Genomic DNA, 20,343 nt, shown 5'->3' on the forward strand with positions numbered 1-20,343 from the left:
ATATAAAGAAAGCCTCAAGTATTCATATACTTGAGGCTTTTCCAATGGAAAGATAGGAATGATCCGAATTCCTTACATTAAGAACAAAGTGGAATTACTCCTAAACCAATTAATAAAGCTGCAGCAACTGCTGGAATTGGTACAGGAATTTGAATACCTTCTACAAACAAGAAATACTGACCACTCACTATTTTAAAACAAACTACTTGCATGGCTATTCCTCCCTTCTTTTAGAATTAATACATTATATTAATTAATCTATTTATTGATATAGTTAAATTATTCATTTTTAAAAATATAGTTAATATGTGAATAGTTTTCGAAAGGACCTGCTCAATCAATGCGGAAAAACATAAGATGAAACGAATCCATTAAAATACATGAGTGAACCTTAGTTTTCCCCTCTTATCTAAAGGAGGAACTATTATGGGTTATGGTGGTAGTTGTGGCGGTTGTGGCTTCTCGGGAGGCTTTGCTTTATTAGTTGTGTTATTCATTTTATTAATCATCGTTGGAGCTTCTTGCTTCTGCTAAAAACTATTGGAAAAGACACTCATATAGAGTGTCTTTTCTTTCGTGCAAAATGCTTCCTGATATTATCCAACTGTATATAGTATACGGTATACTTTTTCCTCATTAGACATATAAAAAGGTTGGAGGGATGTTATGAAACTAGTAGGGAAGCACATTTATATTCGGCTTTATAAAACTGATGATGCTAACGAGTTAGCTAACTTACATATTAGAAATCGCGAATTTTTTCAGCGAGTTTGTCCATTGCTCCCAGAAGTTTTTTATACAGAAGAACATCAAAAAATACGTCTTGAACAAGCGTTAAAAAAGACAGCTGAAGGGCAAGTATATCCTTTTGGAATCTTTTTAAGAGAAAATGATAAACTTATCGGAGACATTTCATTAACTCAAATTGTTAGGGGAGACCTCCAAAGTTGTTATACGGGTTTTACTTTGGATAAGGAGCATAATACAAAGGGCTATACAACAGAGGCTCTTCAACTTGTTGTAGATTTTGCTTTTAGGGAATTAAAGCTACATAGAATTGAAGCAGGAGCGATGCTTGATAATATAGCATCTATTTGCGTATTAGAAAAAGTCCTACATAAGAGGACTTTTTTGTATATATATAGATTAAAATAATAATAGAAATTTTTTATTTTTTTCCACAACTATTAATTAAATCATATTGTTTAGAAATCATTTCATTCCGAATTTGATCGAGATGTTTATGTAATGTTTCTTTTATTGCACTACCTGTTTTGCTTTCAAAACTTTTGTTTAATTCAATTCCTTGTTCAGATAAACTTTTGCATACATCATGAAATGCTTCTTTGTTTTTTTGAATGGCATGTTTTTGGCTTGCTACTATGCTATTTGTTTTGAATGCTACATCAGTTTTTAAAAGTGATTGTTGCATTTCTTTTTCTAATTGCTTTTTAACAGCTTGCAACTCATCTATAATAGTTCCAACTGCACCAACTGTAGCTTTTTCTATTTCTTTCTCTATTTTTTGAATTTCCCCTATAAAATCCATCATATTATCTCGCCGCCAGTCCTTCAAAATTTGTTCCTAATTGATTATCTTTATCGCGTAATGAATTAGCTGCATAAGCAATATCATCTCCAAAATGAATCAATTCTTTTTGTTTTTTCCGTAAAAGATGAATTAGTTCTTCTGCTAGTTGTACATCATGAAAATAGTCTCTTCCGTTTTGGGATATTTTTGCAACCTCTCTAATTGCTTCATCTACTTCATGTTCTTCTAACAGATGATATTTTCCTCCAGGGCCTGTCTCATGCTTCAATTGACTCTTTAATTTCGCAACTTCCTCTTCTTCTTGTTGTTGAAATCGTTCTATATTTCTAATAATATCAGATAATATATCGCTTATTTTTTGTATCTCTTTTGCATGACGAATGATATCATCTGGTTCTAATTCTAGTCGAACACTACCATTATTGTGGAACATTTCTAGAAATGTTGACATTGGATGTTGTCCCATAAATACAGCCGCGAGAATACTATCTGTTCCATTACTTTTCGTTGTAAATTGTTTACCAATCATAGGTGCTCCAAATTGATTGAAATTTCCTACAGCATCTTCTTTATGAGTATAATCTACTACTTTATTTTCCATTACGCCTTCATCTACTCGTTTTTTTGCTTTATCACTTAGTAATCTATAAATATTTGGTGCAGCATATGTTGTTGCATAACAATTCATTTCTGCTGCTACATATTGAGCCTCCGCAGCACCTTTACTATGTCCGGTAGTGTGAATAGATGTAGGATTATATTTTTTCTTAATTTTTTCTGTAAATTCTAATGCACTATCAAATGATGTCGGAGCTTTTCCGCCTGCTACACCAAGGTTCTTTTTCTGTCCAAGTGTAATTTGAACTATATCTGTGGTTTTATCTCCATCGAATCTATCAAATTCAGTACCACGGAATGCAATGATTACATCGTCATACTGTTTTTTACCAGGCTTATACTTATTTGCAGGTACTACAGCGATTGCTTGTAATCCGTTTTTCACTTTTGTGTCATCTGCATCAAATGTTTCTATAACTTTCCATTCTTGACCATTAGATCCTGTAATTTTTGCTTCTTTATGTAAATATTTCTGTTTATAAACTTTATCCGATAGCTCGAAATAATCTTCATCTGTCGCAATTGGATTCTTTTTAAGTTCATTCATATATTTCAACTCATTTCATGGTATATTTTAACTATATTTAAATACAAGGGGATTTTAAATGAAAAAGAAATTGGTAATTATTTTATCCATTATTTGTATTATAGCAGGAGGATATTTTACTATGGAATACTTAAAACAAAAAGAAAAAGAAGAAAAGTTTTGGAAAGTACAAGAGGCACGAGTAGAAAAGTATATTCATTATAATATCGAAGGTGTAAAATCTATTACGTTTACAAAAAAAGATGTAAGTCCAATGGGAGTTCCTTCTGTAGAAGGATATATAAATAATGATAAGGAATTATGGTTTGATGCAAGTATAAGTACTACAGATAAATTTGAGGATAAGTTTGGTTGTTCTGGGGAATTAGATAAAATGATTAAAAAACCAGCAAAATCGGTATCGGAAATTGAAAAAGAAGAGAAAGAAAAAAGAAAAGAGTAGTCTTTGAACTACTCTTTTTTTGTATCCTATTCTAAGAAAAATGTATTGGTAAATGTTTTTTATAAGGAGAATTTCCAATGAAGAAAGTAATGATTTTGATTGTATCTGCTGTGATACTCATAGTAGGAGGATATTTTACTATGGAATACTTAAAACAAAAAGAAAAAGAAGAACAATTTTGGAACCGACAAGAAGCACGAGTGGAAAAGTATATTCGTTATAATATTAAAGATGTACAATCTATTACATTTACAGAAAATAAGGTAAGTCCAATGGGAGTTCCTCATATAAAAGGTTATATAAATAATAATAAAGAATTAGATTTTATAGCTAGTATAAGTACAACTGAAAACTTTGAAGACAAATTTACGCGTTCTGGGAAATTAGGAAAACTTATAAAAGATCCTGAAAAATCAGTATCTGAAATTGAAAAAGAGGAGAAAGAAAAGAAACAAGAGTAGTTTTTGCACTATTCTTGTCTTCTCTATCCCATTTTAAGAAGAATACATTGGTAGGCTTTTTATAAGGAGATTTCCAATGAAGAAAGCAATGATTTTGGTTATATCTGCTGTGATACTCATAGCAGGAGGATATATTGGAATGAAATATGTAGAAAAAAAAGAACAAGAGGAACATTTTTGGAAGAAACAAGAAGCACGGGTAGAAAAGTATATTCGTTATAACGTGAAAGATGTGAAATCTATTACGTTTACAAAAAAAGCTGTAAGTCCAATGGGAGTTCCTTATTTAGAAGGCTATATAAATCATAATAAAGAATTAGATTTTATAGCTAGTATAAGTACAACTGAAAACTTTGAAGACAAATTTACGCGTTCTGGAGAATTAGATGAAATGGTAAAAAAACCAGCAAAATCAGTATCTGAAATTGAAAAAGAGGAGAAAGAAAAGAAACAAGAGTAGTCTCTTTAACTACTCTTGTTTCTTTATTCTAGGGATACCGCCCATCACCGTTAAGCTCACAGAACAGGTTGCTTCTAAAATGAACTTCATTATTATAAAAGACTCTAATTTTTCGTTTTGGGGCAAATATTATATAAAATAATAGCTATCTCTAAATCACTAGCTTCAAAAAAGCCTTCACGCAATAATGATTGCATGAAGGCTTTTGATGTTTTCTTATTTTTTTGTCTCGTTAACCCATGTAATAATGTCCTGGATGACGTACTCGGGAATATTAGCAGGGATTTCATATTCACTAGGGAGGCTTAATTCCCCGTCACCCTCCGTGAAGAAATGATTCAATTTCGGGTATTTTTTGAACTGAACATTCCTGCGGTTTGCAAGCCCTTCTTGCCATTTTGTATATTCATTTTTTACTGTTACTTGATAATCACGTGCTCCTTGCAGAATGAGTAAAGGCTCTTTTCGTGATTTTGCCTCTTCAACTGGACGCCACCTAGAAACATCATACATAAAATGAGGTGACCCAAAATTGTAGCCAGCTGGAGGATGGTCAGGATTGAAAGTAGGCTCCTGAATAAAAGCAGCCTGTCTTTTTAGTTCATCGATTTCTTCCTTTGATGCCCCAAGGTATTCATACTGATCAATGGCAATGTCAGTCAAAGGGCGTGCAGGTGGTGCGAGTAAGATACTTCCTCGAACAAGTGAGGAAGGCGCTTTGCTCAGTATACGCGGCATTGTGCCAGCTCCTTGGCTATGTCCGAGAATGAAAATATTATTTGGATCAATGCCTTCCTGCTGCGCTGCTGACTTTGCTGCATATATGGCATCATCTGTAGTATCACGGTCTAATGTAACAGGTTCTGCACTCATCTTTAATGCATGTTCTAAGGTACGTTTTTCATAGCGCAACACTGCAATTCCGTTGGATGAAAGGCCCACCGCAAGGTCTCGTAAGATTTTTGTTCCCAAATAGGTAGCATCGCGATCATGGATGCCAGCACCATGCACAAGAACAACGACGGGTACCTTTTCACCACGCTGATGCTTCGGAACTGTTAATGTCGCTGGTAACGGATAGGTAGAATTTCCAATGACGATTTCACGTTCTTGATAGGAGTCAGGTTGATCATAGCTAGGATGTGGGATGGTATAAGATTCTTCGGGTGGCCTTTCTCCAATTTCATCTACTTTCCCGCCAGGTGTGAATTTAAGGAGTAGCGGTATGGTAGTTCCTTCGGTAGCTGCTGGAATTTCTACCGTCTGATGGACCAAGTTTCGTTCTTTTATCACGGGGGTTCCCATGCTTTTTATCCCGCTCCAGCCACTTTGTGTCCACCAGTTTTGTAATGTGGTTGCTGTAAACTTGGATTGAAAAGCAGTAGACGTCAACTGTAGTGCCTCTGCATACTTACCTTGCTGGAGATATTCAAAAAATAATGATGTACGCTCCGTTAAAGAGACTAGTTTCTTTTCAGCAGATTGTTCTTCGCGTGTATCTGCGTGAATAGTTGTTGTAAGCGGGAAAGATGAAACGCCTAAAGAAAAGAGTAGGGGAAAGGTAAGTACTGATCTTTGTATTTTCTTTTTTTTATTCATGTTTTAACCTCCAATACGTGATGGTACAAAACAGGTATGGTAATTAGAATTCTGGTGCGAAAACTTCAAAATATTTGCAAGCAATCTCCAAAACTTGGACATACTCATATTATTATTCTAAAAAAACGTAGCTTTCTTCTCTTGTCCCATGCATATTAATCCCAGAAATAATCTTTCTTCCTTCACTTTATATTTTGATTATACGAAACAAAGCTCTCGTTTTTCTTACTTGATACTTACAAATTCCTTAAGTAAAGGATATTTTAAAATCTTAGCTTGATGAATATGTAGCGGTACTCCTATGTTAAGAGATAGCTTAAGGACCGAGGATTATATTGTTTTTATAAAGGGTTGATGTTATGTTTGTTTTGTAACATATCGTGTTTTATGCATGTAGGAGGATTTATTGAAGAAATTATTAATATTGTTTTTATTAGCTACATTTTGTCTACAGATTACAGGATGTTCTAATAATATGGGTACACTAAGGGAGAAGTCTAAAACTTCAACAACTGTGAAGTCTAAACGCATCAATAAAGGGTGGTACAAACATATGTAATAGTTTGTATCACCCTTTGTTGATGATAGAAGTCATAAAGAAAAGACACCCTAAGGTGCCTTCCTTCGACTTGAACCATCTTAATTTTAATAATATATTGGACTCCCATCCAACTATTATTTTACCATGTTAAATTGTTTTATTCATTGAGAAATATGCTTTAAATCTATATTTTTAAAAAATATATAGATTTGAACAATATGTATACGAGCCACATATCAAAAAAAGACACTCTCAAGAGTGCCTCTCCTTAGCAGCCGAATCCGCCGCCCCAACAGCTAGCGCCAACAATGATTAATAAGATGAAGAGCACAACAAGTAAGGCAAATCCGCCGCCGAAACCACAGCCACCACCACAACTACCGCCATAGCCCATATTAACTCCTCCTTCCATAAAGACCATTTATTAATGGATTTAATTTAATTTATGTTTTTAAGGGTAAATGGAGCAGGTCCTTAAAAAAATAAAAGGATTTTGGAAGTTAAAAAGAGTTGACGATCTTATTTTTGTCACCGGAATTTTGTCTTCTACATATTGTATTTTATTCTGTGTATTGGGGGAAGGAGGATCTTATGGCTAATTCTGAGATGATTTTACGTTTACTTACGGATTTAAAGATTGAACAACAATTGTTGAAAGAACAGTTAGAGAAAATGCAAACAGCTGTGACTATTCTTGAAGAAAAATCAGTGACGCTTAAAGAAAAACCAGCGACTCTTAAAGAAAAAACAATGACTCCTGAAGAAAAACCATCTGTTACAAAGCAAAGAGCTTTTTCTGGACGCCCAACATCTTTTCGTGATTGGAGAGCATCTAGTCAAAAAAATTAGGGAATGTTATGTGAAATGATAAATAAAAAAGTACAGTCTGCTGTAGAAAAGACTGTACTTTTTTATGTTAGTAGAGAATGTTAAGGGAGACGTATTTATTTTGCCTATTCCAATTCCACTTTTAATTGGAGCTCTTTATCTAACTTATCATTATTAAATTTTAAAGTTAATCCTCGCGTGTTTTTCGGTACATCGAATACAATGTTTCCGTCCGAATGTTCACCAGGGTTAACAATACCAAATTTAAATGTAGAGGTATTTGCAGCTTTAAGTACGGATTGATGTTCATTGGAAATGTGATATTCTCTTCCAAATCCATCAATTAATTTAAAGTTGTTGATATCTAGTGTAATGGGTTCTTCTTTACGATTATAAACTGCGATGTCTAATACTTTAAAGACACCTTGTGCTTTAACTTCTCCAGTCCCTAGAACATCTAATGACTCGGCAGATCCCATTGACATGTATACATCAGAGGAATCTACATTGGTAGGAAGTTCTTTTTGCGAATCCTTGTTGCTAAGTTTGTCATTCTCTGTTTTTTTAGAAGTCGCCTGCTCATTTTTCGCAGGCGCATCATGTGAACTGCAAGCTGATACTCCAAACAAGAATGTGCTACATAATAATGATGCTAATAACTTTTTGTTCATCGTTTGTTTCTTCCTTCCAAAATAGAAGCACTTTTAATGAGTGCTATATATATTTGTCTTTATATGTATTACATTTTATATCTTATTATATTAATTTTGGAAGGAAAAGGGAAAAATGCACATTTCTCTGATTCGAATTATTTATCTGTCTAAAAGTTGAAATTAAAATGAGCCCCATAAATGATAAACCATTCCACTGACAAAAAACACTAATCCTAAAAATAAAACAATTAAAGCAAGAATTCCATTTTTATTATGTTCCATAAAATAAGCTCCTTTTTCATTTACTTACATACAAAAAGCCTTTAGTCGTAATTATGGCTAAAGGCCTTAATCTTCATACTTTGTAGTTTATAAAAAAGTTGTACTTCTGTATTAATTTGGAATATGATTATTTAAAGAGAAGGTGATGAGTACATGCAGGAAACAAAACAATTCCCGCTTATATCGGGAAATCTCTCATTAGATTTAGTAAATACAGAGTTAGTTAGGCGTGGACAACGTTATGATTTATTAATAACAGATGAAGATGTATTAGAATGGCTACATGTAATAAAGGTTAATCTTCCTTTTTGGAATGAAAAAACACTTATAGGAATTCAGAAGCGAATGGATCAAGTTACATCTAGCATATTAGAGGTAAGAGAAGTATTGAGAAAACAGTTTGAGGCAATTGCTGATCAGCAAGAAATTTCTAATGATTTTATTACGTATTTAGAAAAACAAATTGAGAAGGCACCATTTACATATAAAATCATTGAACAGCAGCTAGTATCTATCCCGGTTGGAGAAATCGAGGATGTACTCGCATCGTTAATTGCATTTGACGCTTTAACGTTAATAGCAGAAAATAAGCTTATTTCCCTTAAAAGGTGTTCAAATCCTGACTGTGTTTTATTATTTATAGATAAGAGTGGAAAACGAAAATGGTGTTCTATGAAAATATGTGGGAACCGGAAAAAGGTAGCAAAATTTCAGGATCGAAAATTTGAGGAAGTTTAGAGAATCAACTTATAACAGTTGATTCTTTTTTTGCATTTTAAAACTAACCCCTTAAATTAATATTTACAGGTTAGTTATGCTGGGTTATAATTGTTGGTAAATAAAGGAGGAGAACGATGGATAATATAACAGCAACTAAGCAGAAAGATCCTCAACCAATAAGTGTACGATATTTTACAAAAATGAAAGGGAAAGGAAGAAGCCCATTACAAGTAAATGTAAAGGACTCTTTAACGGGACTACTAGGGGGATTTTTAACAATTCTTACCTTAACATATTTAACGAGCATAACCTCTACAGAATTATTAATGGCTCCATTTGGTGCGAGTTGTGTATTAGCGTTTGGAGTTTGGAATGCGCCATTATCTCAGCCGCGTAATATTATTGGAGGACATTTGATTTCAACTTTCATTGGTCTATCAATATATCATTTGTTTGGGAATGAATATTGGACAATTGCTTTAGCGGTGGGGATGGCAATAGCCGTTATGATGTTAACGAGAACGACGCACCCTCCGGCAGGCGCCGATCCGATTATCGTAATTTTAGGGGCAAATAGTTGGAGTTATTTAGTAACACCAGTTTTAATTGGCTCCGTTGTTATTGTAGTTATTGCTTTATTCATTAATAATATGAGTAGTAAAAGAAGTTATCCAACTTTTTGGATGTAGTTTGTGAAGTGAAAAATAATTTAATTGAGTATTCTATTCTTACTATGTTTTATTTTTTATATAGTAAAAGCCTTAGTCGTAATTGTAGCTAATGGCTTGGGTCCTCATACTTTGTAGTTCATAAAGAAAAGACACTTTAAAGTGTCTTCTACAGATTTGAATTATTTAATTCATGTAATTAATATTCGTTAGCATAAAACTCTTTTATTAATTTTATTTCATTTGTATCTGGATTAAACTTAAATATTTTAATTTGATTCGATTCGTCTTTGTATGCAAATGTATTCTCACCAACTTGGGTCATATTGCTGGTGTTTAAGATAGGATCGCTACCGTGATCAGTAATTTCCACAGTTTTCTCACGATCCCAGAATGCAATGACAATAATCAAAATGATAAGACATACCCGTATAAAACGTAATTCTCTTGCAACAGGATGTTCCATCTGTTTGTCTCCTTTACTGTTTGATAGAGTCTGTTTATAAAAGAGATGATTCCTAGGAATATAAATAAAAAAGACACCGTAAAGTGTCTTTTTTATTTTAGTTATGCGCATTACTTAATAAGACGCTAGTTCCTCAGTCTGGCTATGAGTAACTATGTAGGGTAATTCCATTATAACATTTTAACCAGTAATGGGTCTATATGGAATTTAATTGATTTTCTTTTTGATTATTCAGAACGATTAATCGGGTATTTGGATGAAGGAAGCGGTGAGGAAGAAGGGACTTAACTTGTTTTAGAAGAGTGTCTTCTTTTTTGTATCATTGTGAGTAAAGTGTAGAGTTATATTTCCCTTTACACGAACATAACGGTATAATATAGTTAAGTTAAGTAAACTTAACTATTAAACAAAACGAAATAAAAGCATGGAGGAATAACGCTATGACTAGAACGTATAAAGAAGTAATTAATGAAATGAACCGAGCTTATAATGAATTCTACATTTTACTATTCCAGGAGTTAAAAGATGAATTCGGTCTTACAGGACAGCAAGAGAGCATGCTATTTCATATTAATTTAAATGAAAACACGACAGCAAATCACATTGCGACTACTTTTAATATATCAAAAAGTGCCGTTAGTCAAGTTTTATCTAAATTGGAGAAACAGAAGATGATTTCAAAACAAGTAAACCCTAATAATAAACGGGAGTATTTTCTTACACTTGGTCCAAACGGTAGTAAGTATATAGAGCGATTGTCGGAGTTAGATGATGTATTAATTGAGAAATATTTTTCTAAAATCGATATAAACGCCCTAGAGCAAATGACAGATACGTTAACGAAAATAAATAAAGTCATATTGGAAGAAAAACAGAAAGATCTTGATTGTAATGAGTAAGAACGTAGATGAAGCAATTAGTAGAAAGGAGGAGAAGTGTATTATGAGTTTCATACCAAATATGATTACGATAGCAAATTTTGTATGTGGGCTTTTAGCTATTTACGCTGTTTTCGTTCACGATATTTATTTGGGAGCAGTTTTTATTATTACAGGTATGTTGTTTGACTTTTTAGATGGTATGGTCGCTCGGAAACTTGATTCTGTTTCGGAAATTGGTGGAGAGTTGGACTCATTTGCGGATTTAGTTACTTTTGGTGTGGCACCGTCTATTCTGGCATATAGTGCCTCGTTAAAAGATTTGCAGTCTATCGGGATGATATGCGCGCTCACTTACAGTATTTGCGGCATGCTTCGGCTTGCAAGATTTAACACACAGCAAAGCAAACTCCCGACCTTTATCGGCATGCCAATCCCATTCGCGGCAATGTGTCTCCTCATTTTATGTTTTTTAAAGAATCCAGTTTCCGTGGCGTTTGGTACATGCGTACTCGCTTATTTAATGGTAAGCAAAATCAAATTCCCTCATTTTAAAAAAGATATAGCTGAAAGCTTGAAGCCTGGAAGATTGGATTGATGATACGGGATTACAATGAGAAAGATAAAGGAGTATAACATGATTCGTATGGCATTAAGATCATTCAACATACAAATGTATTGTTTGCTAGGCGTAATGTTATTGGGATGGCTTGTGACACCTTTTTCAGCACAGTTCGTAGGGATAAGCATTGGCCTTTTAGTAAGTATGTACTGCGCCTGGATTTTAGGAAGGCGTATTGAAAAGTTCGGAGATAGCATTGTAAAAAAAGAAAAAGCACCGATGCTTGGAATGATAAATCGGTTCGCAGCCGCAATACTCGGCGCGATTATTATGTATGAAATTGAACACCATGAATTCATGTGGACATTCGCTGCTGGAATTATGAGTGGGTATTTCTTGGTTATTATTAATTTGGGGTATTACAGTATGAGGGATGAGAAGAGATAAAGTGAAACCTAAGTTTAAGCATACTGTTGCCTAACAACGAATAGCGGATTAGTAATTAGAGTAATAATAAAATCTAACATAAAATTTAAGAAAAATTTTATATTTCCCCCACTTTTTATTTTAAAAGTTTTTTCTATCCTATAAACAAGTTACATCAAGGAGGAGACTGAAAATGAATAAGTGGGGATTTTTTTATTTTTAATATATTCCCTATATTCGAAGACAAAGTAGAAGATTAAACATATGAACAAAGTACTGGTTCTTAAACTATATTCTAAAATAATAGATGAAAATGTAAAGTTAGGGGATTCCACATGCATACAGAAGTTTTAATGAGTTATTTGTATACTTATTTTTTTACAATTATGTTTTGTATTTTATTTCAAATTGGATTTTATTTTAAAGCGAAAAGAAACATATCTATTCGGCATTTTCTATGGGTATATGTTTTTCTGTTCTACCTTTCGTTAGTGTATAAGGTGACGCAGATTGCAACTGTATGGGATATAAGTAGATATGAAACGTGGATTCGTGTAAGTCAAATCAACTTGACTCTATTTGATACGGCAGGTAGTACTACGTATCTTTTGAACATCGTACTGTTTATGCCGTTCGGTTTTTTATTACCGATGATTTGGCCGTATTTTAGAAAAATAAAAAACACGGTATGTGCAGGATTCTTTTTTTCATTGGCAATTGAGTTAAATCAATTGTTAAATAATAGAATTACAGATATTGATGATTTATTTACGAACACCCTCGGGGCGATTATTGGGTATTTATTATATAGAGCTTTAAAAATGATATTTAAAAGAGAGGGGGAAAAGCTTGATACCAGCTCTTCTCTAGTTATAAAATACGAGGCTATTTTTTGTTTAGTATGTTCATTTGTAGGAGCGATGTTAATTTATCATCCAGCTTTATTTGGAAGACCTGTCATCATTCAGTGAGGCAATTACGAATTTCTTTTGAATGCTCGAGTGATATTTCAATTTGCAAAAAGCCTTTAACTTGTTATAGTTAAAGGCTTTTATCATCATAATTTTTACTTACCAATTACCCACTCTAACATCCGCCTTCAACCACTTCACCCAATCCAAATCCTCTACCTTAAGCAAACTAAGCGAAACACCCTTCATATCTAAAGAAGTTAACAGTGTACCAACCTTTACGAATGTCACTTGCAATCCTTCAAGTTCACACAAACGGCGAATGTCGTTTGCGAAAATGTATTGTTCCATTAATGGAGTTGCGCCGAGTCCATTAATGAGGATAGCGAAGTTGTCTCCTTTTCTCCAGCGATAAATGCTTTTTAGTTTGTTCATTAGTTCGATCGCTAATATTTCAGAAGAGGATAGTGCTTCTTTACGGTAACCTTTTTCTCCGTGAATGCCTACGCCATAAAACACTTCATCGTCATTTAATGTGAATGAAGCTTTTCCTTTTACTGGATCGTTGACAGGGGAAAGAGCAACTCCTAATGTGTGTAAGTTTTTAGTGATAGAGCGGCCAAGTGTTGTTAGTTCTTCTAGAGAATGGCCTTCAAGAGCGGCCGCACCAAGTATTTTTTGAACGAAAACAGTACCAGCGACGCCGCGTCTTCTTTTATTAAAAGAAGCATCATCTTCAATTGAAACGTCGTCATTTACGATGATGTGGTCAATTTTTCTTCCTTCTTCTTTAGCGATCTGCTTTGCCGCAAGAAAGTTCTCAACGTCATCTTTAAAGTTTTTAATAATGAATAGTATACTTTTATCTTTTGGCATAAGGCGAGTTGCCGCCGCAATTTGTTCCACTGTAGGCGGAGTGAAGATGCTTCCGTTTACTGCCGCTGTAAGCATACCTTTTCCTACATAGCCAATATCAGCAGGTTCATGTCCGCTACCACCGCCACTTATAATAGCGACGTCTTGCTTCATTTTTTCGATATCTTTTACATAAATGATGTTATTCGTTTCATCGTAATTTACTTTGTCGTTATGTTCAAAATAAAAGCCGTGCAGCATATCTTGAACGATATTTTGTACATCATTCATAATCTTTTTCATTGCTTTTGCCACCCTTTAATTACTTTGCTGATTGCTCCAGTAATAGTAGTAATTGATTGTTTATCATATTTTTCATAAGAGAAGACATAATGGAAGGATCTACTTCGCACTTACTTTCAATCCAATCTTTTATCGTTCCAACGAAGCCGTGACTATAAAAGGAGGCAATCGTATTTTTTGTCTCATCAGAAAGGCTGAATCCACAGCTCACAGATAGTTCATCGATAATCTTCATATATAAGTTTTTCGTATGCTCAAATAAATAGTGATTAAACGAGTTTTGCTCAATGACTTTAAAAGCATTTCGGTAAAATTTTTGATTTTCATAAAAGTAATCAAATAATAAATCGAAAATGTTTTCCCACGTTTCATAATCGAGAAAGTCGATAATGTTTTCCTTCGTTTCTTCTCTATAAATCCAGCTTAATAGTTCAAATTTATCTTTAAAATGATAATAAAAAGTTTGCCTACGCATTTGACAGTGTAACATAATATCGCTCACTGATATTTTATGAAACGACTCTGTTTCCATTAAATACTTCAATGAGTTCGCGATTATCTTTTTAGAAATTATAGAAGAGGTCATCTGAATCATCCCTAGAATGTTATTAATATGAAAATCCTATCTATAAATGAGAGCGGTGTCTTTAGACAGATTGTCCATTTTGTCCGTTTACTATAAAACGCTTTCATTTTAACATGGTTAGTAAGAAGAAGATTTCAAATATATCACAATATATTAAAGGAATTGAGGGAGAACTACAATGAAAAAGATTATAAACAAACCAGAAACATTAGTAATGGAAATGTGCAACGGAATGGTTATGGCTCATCCAGAGCTTGAGCTTTTGAAAAAATATAAAGTGATTAAGAAGAAAGAAATGAACGAAAATAAAGTAACGTTAATTAGTGGAGGCGGTAGTGGTCACGAGCCGGCACATGCAGGATTAGTCGGAAAAGGAATGTTAGATGCGGCAGTGTGCGGAGATGTGTTTGCGTCACCTTCACAAATTCAGGTATACCAAGCGATTAAAGAGACAGCTAGTAAAAAAGGTACGTTATTAATTATTAAAAATTATAGCGGCGATATTATGAATTTCAAAAACGGTGCGCATTTAGCGACGGAAGATGGAATTGAAGTCGACTACGTAAAGGTGGACGATGATATTGCGGTAGAAGATAGCCTGTACACAGTAGGACGCCGCGGCGTTGCGGGCGTTATTTTAGTTCATAAAATTGCTGGCGCAGCAGCGGAAGCAGGTATGGATTTAGGAGCGGTGAAAGCTGTAGCAGAAAAAGCAGCGGCTAACGTGCGCACAATCGGTTTAGCATTAACGTCTTGTACAGTTCCAGCGAGTGGATCACCTACTTTCACACTTGCGGAAGATGAAATGGAATACGGTGTAGGTATTCACGGCGAACCAGGAATTAAGCGTGAAAAAATGCTGTCAGCAGATGAACTAGCGAACCGTATGACAAATGACCTTGTAAAAGATTTAGGAGTAAAAGATGGCGAGGAAATCGCAATTCTAGTTAACGGTTTTGGCGGAACACCACTGCAAGAACTTTACTTATTTAACAACGCAGTTACGAGAGAACTAGCTGCAAGAAACATTAAAATTAATAGAGTATTCGTCGGTAACTATATGACAAGTATTGATATGGCTGGTATGTCTTTAACGGTAATGAAGTTAGATGAAGAGCTAAAAACATTACTATCAAAAGAATGTAATACACCAGCGTTTAAAGTAGACGGTCCAGTTGAAAGTGTAGAGTACGTAAATGTACTTGAAGAGACAGAAGAGAAGGAAGTTTCATTTGAACTAGAAACTGCGGAAGAGCACGCTGTTATTAAAGATAATGTTATTACATTAAACAACATGATTTATCTCGTTGATAAAATGAGCGATATTATTATTAAAAATGAAGTACCGTTCTGTGAGCTAGATACGCATGCTGGTGATGGCGACTTCGGAATGAGTGTGGCAAAAGGATTTAAGCAATTAAAACGTGAGTGGCACTCTATTGTAGAACAAGAAAACGTAACGATCGGATCATTCCTTGACGGCTGTTCGATGATTATTATGGAACATTGCGGCGGCGCATCTGGTCCAATTTGGGGCGGTGCATTCCGCGCAGCTAGTAAAGCAGCAGCCGAGAAGCGTGAGTTAACAGTGAAAGAATTCGCTGAAATGCTGCAAGCAGCATTGCAAGGCATCCAATCGATCGGTGAAAGATCATTCGGCAGAGGAGCAGTAGTTGGTGACAAAACACTTGTTGACGCACTTGCTCCATGTGTAGACTCTTGGTTAGATAGCGCCTCAAACGAAGTAGACGTAAAAACTGCCTTTGAAAAAGGAGCAGAAGCAGCGGTCAAAGGAGCAGAGTACACGAAAGAAATCGTAGCTCGCATGGGCCGCGCTGGTACAGTTGGCGAAAGAAGCTTAGGATATCCAGATGCAGGTGCACATGCACTTGGGGTTATCTTTACGGACATTGCAGGTAGTTTGAAATAGTAATTGGAAAGTCCCTCTGCCTTAAGGTGGAGGGATTTTTATATAGTTGATATGTAGAAGACTTCTTTCGGTTCTTTCTCAGTAAAATATGAGTTTGTTACTATTTTTGATAAAATCTTATTTCAAAAATACAACTAATATTTCTCAACATTAATATATTAAAAATAGTTAGAATATTTAAGGTAATCATTTGTGAAGAAGTAAATTATAAAAAAAGGGGGAATTTATTTTGTTACGTCGTTTATCTATTTGTACAGTACTAACAGCTTTTATATTTACTTTATTTACATTTAACGGCTCTGCTTTCGCGGCTACGAATGCTACTGAAAATCAAAATGTAGTAGCAGCTTGTGCAAAGGGAGGTACGGTAGGTGTATATGGTGCAAAAATGCGCAGTGGTTATACTGTCGATTCACCTGTCTTACATACATTTAATGATGGTACGAAAATTACTGGAACATGGGTAACTGGTGAATATGTTCAAGGTCATTACAGTAATTCTAAACAGTGGTTAAAAGTTACATATAAAGGGATGACAGGTTATGTATCCCATACAACATTATATAACGTTTGCTCATAAAACTATGTACCATAATAGCTTTGGATATATTGAGCTAATCTCTTCTAGAGATTAGTTCTTTTTTATCTCTTAGTTTTTAATGGGGCATTTTTTGAAAAAGACCAACGATTCATTAAATCGATGGTCTTACGTTTATATAGTATTCATTTGTATCTATATTAAATTTTTCATTGTTTTTTGCTTATTTTAGACTTAGTTTGTTTGTGATTGCAGCTTATCAATTTTCCAGTATGTTTGTAGAGGGTCTAAAGAGCTTTCAATATAAAACATATATTCATCTACGGTACCTGGTACTTCAAAAGCTATTTTCAATTCTACCGTTTCATTTGGTTTAACTTGTATATCAGAAGGGTTTTGATCAAGCACCTTTCCTTTATAGATCTTTCCGTCTTTTTCATCTTTTAAGTTATATTTTAATTCTGATAATCCAATCGTTTGACCTCGTACATTTTTTACAGAGACATTAACAATGACGGAATCGTTGCTAGCATTTAAATATGCACTTTGAACAGCGGTCAAGTAATAGCCTCCCTTAACACTCTCACCAACTAATAAAATACCTTGTTCCAAGCGGCTTATCTCTTCTTTTTCTTCAAAATTTATTAATTCTTCATTTTCATTTTTTGCGGTTGGTTCTTCTATTGGACCATTTTCAACGGCACTATCTGTTTTATCTTGTGTGCAAGCAGCCGTAATACTGACTAATACTAGAATGAAAGTAAGTAATATAGATAATTTTCTCATAAAATTTATCTGTCTCCTTAAGTTTCTCAATTTTGTGCAGCTATACATATAAGATTAACATAATGTCTCATTATTGGCTCAAAATAGGGGATCTTTTAGACAACTTATTCTTTTTACTTTTAATATACATTCGATTGGTTCTCGCGATATTTGTTAATCTTTTAAAACATTGGCTTAGTAATACCGAGGGTTATTATAGATATATTAATCATGTAATTTGTCCATATCAAAATGAACGTTTTTTGCATTTAATATATTGTAAATATATTTTATTTTGGAAGGATGTGATTATATGGCTCATAAATCTACTGGAGTGTTTCGAGTTCCAGTCTCTGAAAATGGGATTATTCCAACTGCTCTCAACATTATGTTAAACAATGATTCACGTTGCCATACTAGTAATGTAACGGTAACTGTTAAGAGAAGTCGAAACACTTTTTTTCCAACTCAAAATGAATTAGTTGAAATCTCTCGTACTTTTGTTTCTTTAGAACCAAACAGAACAACTAAGATTGTGTTGTTTACTCCAGAATTTCAAGTAGAAGATTTCCTTGATGTCATCATTAGTGGAAATAAAGAGGATGTTAAGGATGTTCTTGTATATTCTTTCTTAGCAGATTCAGTAGGTCACAATCTGCCATCTACTGTTTTCAGAAATGCAGAATACACTTTTGCTTGCTGACACTGTGATGATGTATTCTTTCCTGTCGTATATCTGAATTGAAATGTTACAAGTAGCACTTCACGGCATACAATCTATCGGTGAAAGATCATTCGGCAGAGGAGCGGTAGTTGGTGAAAAAAGTTTAGGATATCCAGATGCAGGTGCACATACGCTTTGGGTTATCTTTACGGAAATTTTAGGTAGTTTGAAATAGAAATTAGAAGATCCCTTCTACCTTAAGGTGGAGGGGTTTTCTTAATATTATTTTTTGATATATATTGCTAAGTATGTTCCCATAATTCATTCTATTGTATTGAGAATAATGTCATCTACATCAAAAAAACGGCTTATAAAAGGAACTAGTATTTGAAGGAGTTCCACCTCAAACATACTCCAATGCATATAAATATGTTTGAGGTGGATTTATTAACGAATTTTATATAGCATGAATGAAAATGGGATAAATAAAACAATGTTTCTTAGTATGTTTTTAAGAATTAATTGAGCAGGTCCTTTTAAAAATAAAAAAAGACATCCTAAGGTGCCTTCCTCTGAATTAAAACAATAATATGGTTCTAAGTTTAAAAACTATTGGGATTTTTCCTGTGAGTTTTATAAGTAGTTTTTAAGAAATTATGAGTGGTTATTTTTGTTTTCGAAATATTCTTCTTTAATTATTTGTAATTTTTTTTCGTTTTTTGTTAATTCAAATATAAATAATGATTTTTTCATGTTATTAGCAACATCTTCTTCATTATATTGTTTAAGCTTTAATAAATTTGAACCTTTTCCATAGTATAGTTCACCCAATAAGTAAAAAGTATTTAGATTAATAGCTAATTGGATACCCTTATCAATGTATTTTATTGCTTCTTCGTATTGATATATGTAACTTAAATTTTTTGCTAAATTATAAATGATTTTCAATTTAATTTCTTTATCTCTAGGAAAATCTAATTTGTTAAAATTATTTAAACATCTTTTAAGGATAGTAATACTTTTTTTGTATTCTTTATTTTCTGCATGAAGTATAGCCATTGTATGTAGAATATCTATTTCTCTCTCTGATAAAAAATCAATATTGGTTACAGTTAGTTTTAGTGCATTATTTAAAAGAGTTAAAGCCACTTTTGTTGAGTTATTCACACAATATATAGCAATTGCTTCATGCCATATTAGAAATTGTTTATCTTCTTTTGTTTGAAAATTATTTGTGTATTTTTCTCTTGTTACTATTTCATAAAGCTCTTTATATTGATGTTGCCTTATGCAATCCCTCATTACGTATTTTACGTTTTCTGTATATTTTAATTTCTTGTTTTGAGTTAGTGCAAATATACTATTTGGATCAACACCGAGTCTTTCTGATAATTGATATAACAATATGCTAGATGGATAAATCACACCTTTTTCGATCTTACTAATTTGACTTTGTGAACATATTCCGTGACATAAGTCGGATTGTGATATATTTTTTTTAATTCTAAGTTCTTTAATGGTAATACCCAAATCGTTAAATTTCATTTTTTCACCTACTATTTAGCACTTTATTAATATAAGAACATTCTCTAACCTTAATGTAATGTAAAGTTAATATAGTTGCAATTATTGTTTTAAAGGGCTTATCGTTTCTATAAGATGGTAAGATTTTTTTATGTACAAAAAAGACACTCTAAGGTGCCTTCTTGCGATTTGCTCCATTGTAATATGGTATTGGATGCCAGTCCAATTATTATTTTACCACGTTAAATAGCTTCGGTTATTGAGAAAAAAGACAACTCATTATTTGAATGCAAAAAGTCCTAGGGGGACTAGGACTTTTTGCTAGAATGAATATGATTTAAAAAAGGACTTATATAACGTAACATATGAATGTTTCGTAAATGTATCAAAAAAGTGAACAAAAGCGTTAATTTAAATAAAAAAAGCTCCGCGATAAAAGCTGCGGAGCTTCATAAGGTCGAGTTATGTCGTACTCACAAGGGATTTTAACATGAATGTTGTGGTGAAAATACTGGTAAATTTATCCCGTAAAATCCCGATTGGTTTAACTAATAATCAGTGGGG

At 33.5% G+C, this 20,343-nt stretch carries 27 protein-coding genes; 16 read left to right on the forward strand and 11 right to left on the reverse strand.

The features are described from left to right. Positions 1-77: 77 nt before the first annotated feature. Entirely contained in the window at positions 78-212 is a 135-nt protein-coding gene (locus tag V7S45_RS04825; RefSeq protein WP_001198456.1) for a hypothetical protein, read from the reverse strand. 214 nt (positions 213-426) lie between these two features. Here V7S45_RS04825 and V7S45_RS04830 point away from each other — a divergent pair, with 214 nt between their 5' ends. After that, complete coding sequence (locus V7S45_RS04830; RefSeq protein ID WP_000540375.1) at positions 427-534, forward strand: YjcZ family sporulation protein; 108 nt, start codon at positions 427-429, stop codon at positions 532-534. A 132-nt stretch (positions 535-666) separates the two neighbouring features. Further along, on the forward strand, positions 667-1,155 hold the full coding sequence (locus V7S45_RS04835) for a GNAT family N-acetyltransferase (RefSeq protein ID WP_071740859.1): 489 nt from the start codon (positions 667-669) through the stop codon (positions 1,153-1,155). 13 nt (positions 1,156-1,168) lie between these two features. Here V7S45_RS04835 and V7S45_RS04840 read toward each other — a convergent pair whose 3' ends face one another. Both V7S45_RS04840 and V7S45_RS04845 read right to left on the reverse strand, forming a co-directional pair. Beyond that, the gene (locus V7S45_RS04840; protein ID WP_000968628.1) at positions 1,169-1,552 is read right to left on the reverse strand and encodes a hypothetical protein; all 384 of its coding nucleotides are present in this window, start codon (positions 1,550-1,552) and stop codon (positions 1,169-1,171) included. A 1-nt stretch (position 1,553) separates the two neighbouring features. Next, positions 1,554-2,717, reverse strand: a complete 1,164-nt coding sequence (locus tag V7S45_RS04845; protein WP_025688084.1) for a hypothetical protein — start codon at positions 2,715-2,717, stop codon at positions 1,554-1,556. 58 nt (positions 2,718-2,775) lie between these two features. On the opposite strand from V7S45_RS04845, the gene V7S45_RS04850 reads away from it, so the two are divergent. The 3 genes from V7S45_RS04850 (at position 2,776) to V7S45_RS04860 (ending at position 4,080) form a co-directional block, all read left to right on the forward strand. Beyond that, complete coding sequence (locus V7S45_RS04850) at positions 2,776-3,159, forward strand: DUF1433 domain-containing protein (protein WP_025688086.1); 384 nt, start codon at positions 2,776-2,778, stop codon at positions 3,157-3,159. A gap of 77 nt (positions 3,160-3,236) precedes the next feature. Beyond that, positions 3,237-3,620 (forward strand): DUF1433 domain-containing protein, encoded by a 384-nt coding sequence (locus V7S45_RS04855; RefSeq protein ID WP_088345522.1) that lies wholly within the window; start codon positions 3,237-3,239, stop codon positions 3,618-3,620. A gap of 76 nt (positions 3,621-3,696) precedes the next feature. After that, positions 3,697-4,080 carry a DUF1433 domain-containing protein gene (locus V7S45_RS04860; protein WP_242278658.1) on the forward strand — a complete coding sequence of 128 codons (384 nt, stop codon included), beginning with the start codon at positions 3,697-3,699 and terminating at the stop codon, positions 4,078-4,080. Positions 4,081-4,296: 216 nt separating this feature from the next. Here V7S45_RS04860 and V7S45_RS04865 read toward each other — a convergent pair whose 3' ends face one another. After that, positions 4,297-5,679 (reverse strand): alpha/beta fold hydrolase, encoded by a 1,383-nt coding sequence (locus V7S45_RS04865; protein WP_242278657.1) that lies wholly within the window; start codon positions 5,677-5,679, stop codon positions 4,297-4,299. An 809-nt stretch (positions 5,680-6,488) separates the two neighbouring features. Beyond that, positions 6,489-6,614, reverse strand: a complete 126-nt coding sequence (locus tag V7S45_RS04870; protein WP_000540377.1) for a YjcZ family sporulation protein — start codon at positions 6,612-6,614, stop codon at positions 6,489-6,491. A gap of 197 nt (positions 6,615-6,811) precedes the next feature. Here V7S45_RS04870 and V7S45_RS04875 point away from each other — a divergent pair, with 197 nt between their 5' ends. Then, entirely contained in the window at positions 6,812-7,069 is a 258-nt protein-coding gene (locus tag V7S45_RS04875) for a hypothetical protein (protein WP_000013694.1), read from the forward strand. Positions 7,070-7,173: 104 nt separating this feature from the next. On the opposite strand, the gene V7S45_RS04880 is transcribed toward V7S45_RS04875, so the two are convergent. Continuing rightward, complete coding sequence (locus V7S45_RS04880) at positions 7,174-7,719, reverse strand: DUF4352 domain-containing protein (protein ID WP_257115890.1); 546 nt, start codon at positions 7,717-7,719, stop codon at positions 7,174-7,176. A 417-nt stretch (positions 7,720-8,136) separates the two neighbouring features. Between V7S45_RS04880 and V7S45_RS04885 the strand changes: the two genes are divergently transcribed. Together V7S45_RS04885 and V7S45_RS04890 are read left to right on the forward strand one after the other, a co-directional pair. Continuing rightward, positions 8,137-8,721 carry a CGNR zinc finger domain-containing protein gene (locus tag V7S45_RS04885; RefSeq protein ID WP_001158435.1) on the forward strand — a complete coding sequence of 195 codons (585 nt, stop codon included), beginning with the start codon at positions 8,137-8,139 and terminating at the stop codon, positions 8,719-8,721. Positions 8,722-8,837: 116 nt separating this feature from the next. Further along, the gene (locus V7S45_RS04890) at positions 8,838-9,392 is read left to right on the forward strand and encodes an HPP family protein (RefSeq protein ID WP_000368844.1); all 555 of its coding nucleotides are present in this window, start codon (positions 8,838-8,840) and stop codon (positions 9,390-9,392) included. A gap of 178 nt (positions 9,393-9,570) precedes the next feature. On the opposite strand, the gene V7S45_RS04895 is transcribed toward V7S45_RS04890, so the two are convergent. After that, positions 9,571-9,837, reverse strand: coding sequence for a YmzC family protein (locus tag V7S45_RS04895; protein ID WP_000400965.1), 267 nt, complete (start codon positions 9,835-9,837; stop codon positions 9,571-9,573). Between the two features lie 440 nt (positions 9,838-10,277). On the opposite strand from V7S45_RS04895, the gene V7S45_RS04900 reads away from it, so the two are divergent. From V7S45_RS04900 to V7S45_RS04915, 4 genes are all read left to right on the forward strand, one after another. Continuing rightward, positions 10,278-10,736, forward strand: a complete 459-nt coding sequence (locus V7S45_RS04900) for a MarR family winged helix-turn-helix transcriptional regulator (protein WP_000198939.1) — start codon at positions 10,278-10,280, stop codon at positions 10,734-10,736. Between the two features lie 43 nt (positions 10,737-10,779). Next, positions 10,780-11,313 carry a CDP-diacylglycerol--serine O-phosphatidyltransferase gene (pssA, locus tag V7S45_RS04905; RefSeq protein WP_000008338.1) on the forward strand — a complete coding sequence of 178 codons (534 nt, stop codon included), beginning with the start codon at positions 10,780-10,782 and terminating at the stop codon, positions 11,311-11,313. A gap of 39 nt (positions 11,314-11,352) precedes the next feature. Then, the gene (locus V7S45_RS04910; RefSeq protein ID WP_242278655.1) at positions 11,353-11,724 is read left to right on the forward strand and encodes an ATP synthase subunit I; all 372 of its coding nucleotides are present in this window, start codon (positions 11,353-11,355) and stop codon (positions 11,722-11,724) included. 314 nt (positions 11,725-12,038) lie between these two features. After that, positions 12,039-12,674, forward strand: a complete 636-nt coding sequence (locus V7S45_RS04915) for a VanZ family protein (protein WP_000556719.1) — start codon at positions 12,039-12,041, stop codon at positions 12,672-12,674. Positions 12,675-12,773: 99 nt separating this feature from the next. Here the strand turns inward: V7S45_RS04915 and dhaQ are convergent, their stop codons facing one another. Further along, entirely contained in the window at positions 12,774-13,772 is a 999-nt protein-coding gene (gene dhaQ, locus V7S45_RS04920) for a DhaKLM operon coactivator DhaQ (protein ID WP_000723364.1), read from the reverse strand. 19 nt (positions 13,773-13,791) lie between these two features. Next, entirely contained in the window at positions 13,792-14,358 is a 567-nt protein-coding gene (gene dhaS, locus V7S45_RS04925; RefSeq protein ID WP_000204220.1) for a dihydroxyacetone kinase transcriptional activator DhaS, read from the reverse strand. Between the two features lie 178 nt (positions 14,359-14,536). Between dhaS and dhaK the strand changes: the two genes are divergently transcribed. Both dhaK and V7S45_RS04935 read left to right on the forward strand, forming a co-directional pair. Beyond that, entirely contained in the window at positions 14,537-16,288 is a 1,752-nt protein-coding gene (dhaK, locus tag V7S45_RS04930; RefSeq protein ID WP_257115891.1) for a dihydroxyacetone kinase subunit DhaK, read from the forward strand. A 229-nt stretch (positions 16,289-16,517) separates the two neighbouring features. Then, positions 16,518-16,868, forward strand: coding sequence for an SH3 domain-containing protein (locus V7S45_RS04935; RefSeq protein WP_000946193.1), 351 nt, complete (start codon positions 16,518-16,520; stop codon positions 16,866-16,868). 192 nt (positions 16,869-17,060) lie between these two features. Here the strand turns inward: V7S45_RS04935 and V7S45_RS04940 are convergent, their stop codons facing one another. Beyond that, on the reverse strand, positions 17,061-17,612 hold the full coding sequence (locus V7S45_RS04940) for a DUF4352 domain-containing protein (RefSeq protein WP_242554808.1): 552 nt from the start codon (positions 17,610-17,612) through the stop codon (positions 17,061-17,063). 292 nt (positions 17,613-17,904) lie between these two features. Between V7S45_RS04940 and V7S45_RS04945 the strand changes: the two genes are divergently transcribed. Next, entirely contained in the window at positions 17,905-18,294 is a 390-nt protein-coding gene (locus V7S45_RS04945; protein WP_000940662.1) for a hypothetical protein, read from the forward strand. A 43-nt stretch (positions 18,295-18,337) separates the two neighbouring features. Beyond that, on the forward strand, positions 18,338-18,490 hold the full coding sequence (locus V7S45_RS04950) for a DAK2 domain-containing protein (protein WP_000942238.1): 153 nt from the start codon (positions 18,338-18,340) through the stop codon (positions 18,488-18,490). Positions 18,491-18,909: 419 nt separating this feature from the next. On the opposite strand, the gene V7S45_RS04955 is transcribed toward V7S45_RS04950, so the two are convergent. After that, complete coding sequence (locus V7S45_RS04955) at positions 18,910-19,800, reverse strand: helix-turn-helix domain-containing protein (protein WP_342761679.1); 891 nt, start codon at positions 19,798-19,800, stop codon at positions 18,910-18,912. Positions 19,801-20,343 lie beyond the last annotated feature (543 nt).

It is taken from the genome of Bacillus sp. BR3(2024) (genome assembly GCF_039134555.1).
In the GTDB taxonomy this organism is placed as follows: Bacteria; Bacillota; Bacilli; order Bacillales; family Bacillaceae_G; genus Bacillus_A; species Bacillus_A cereus.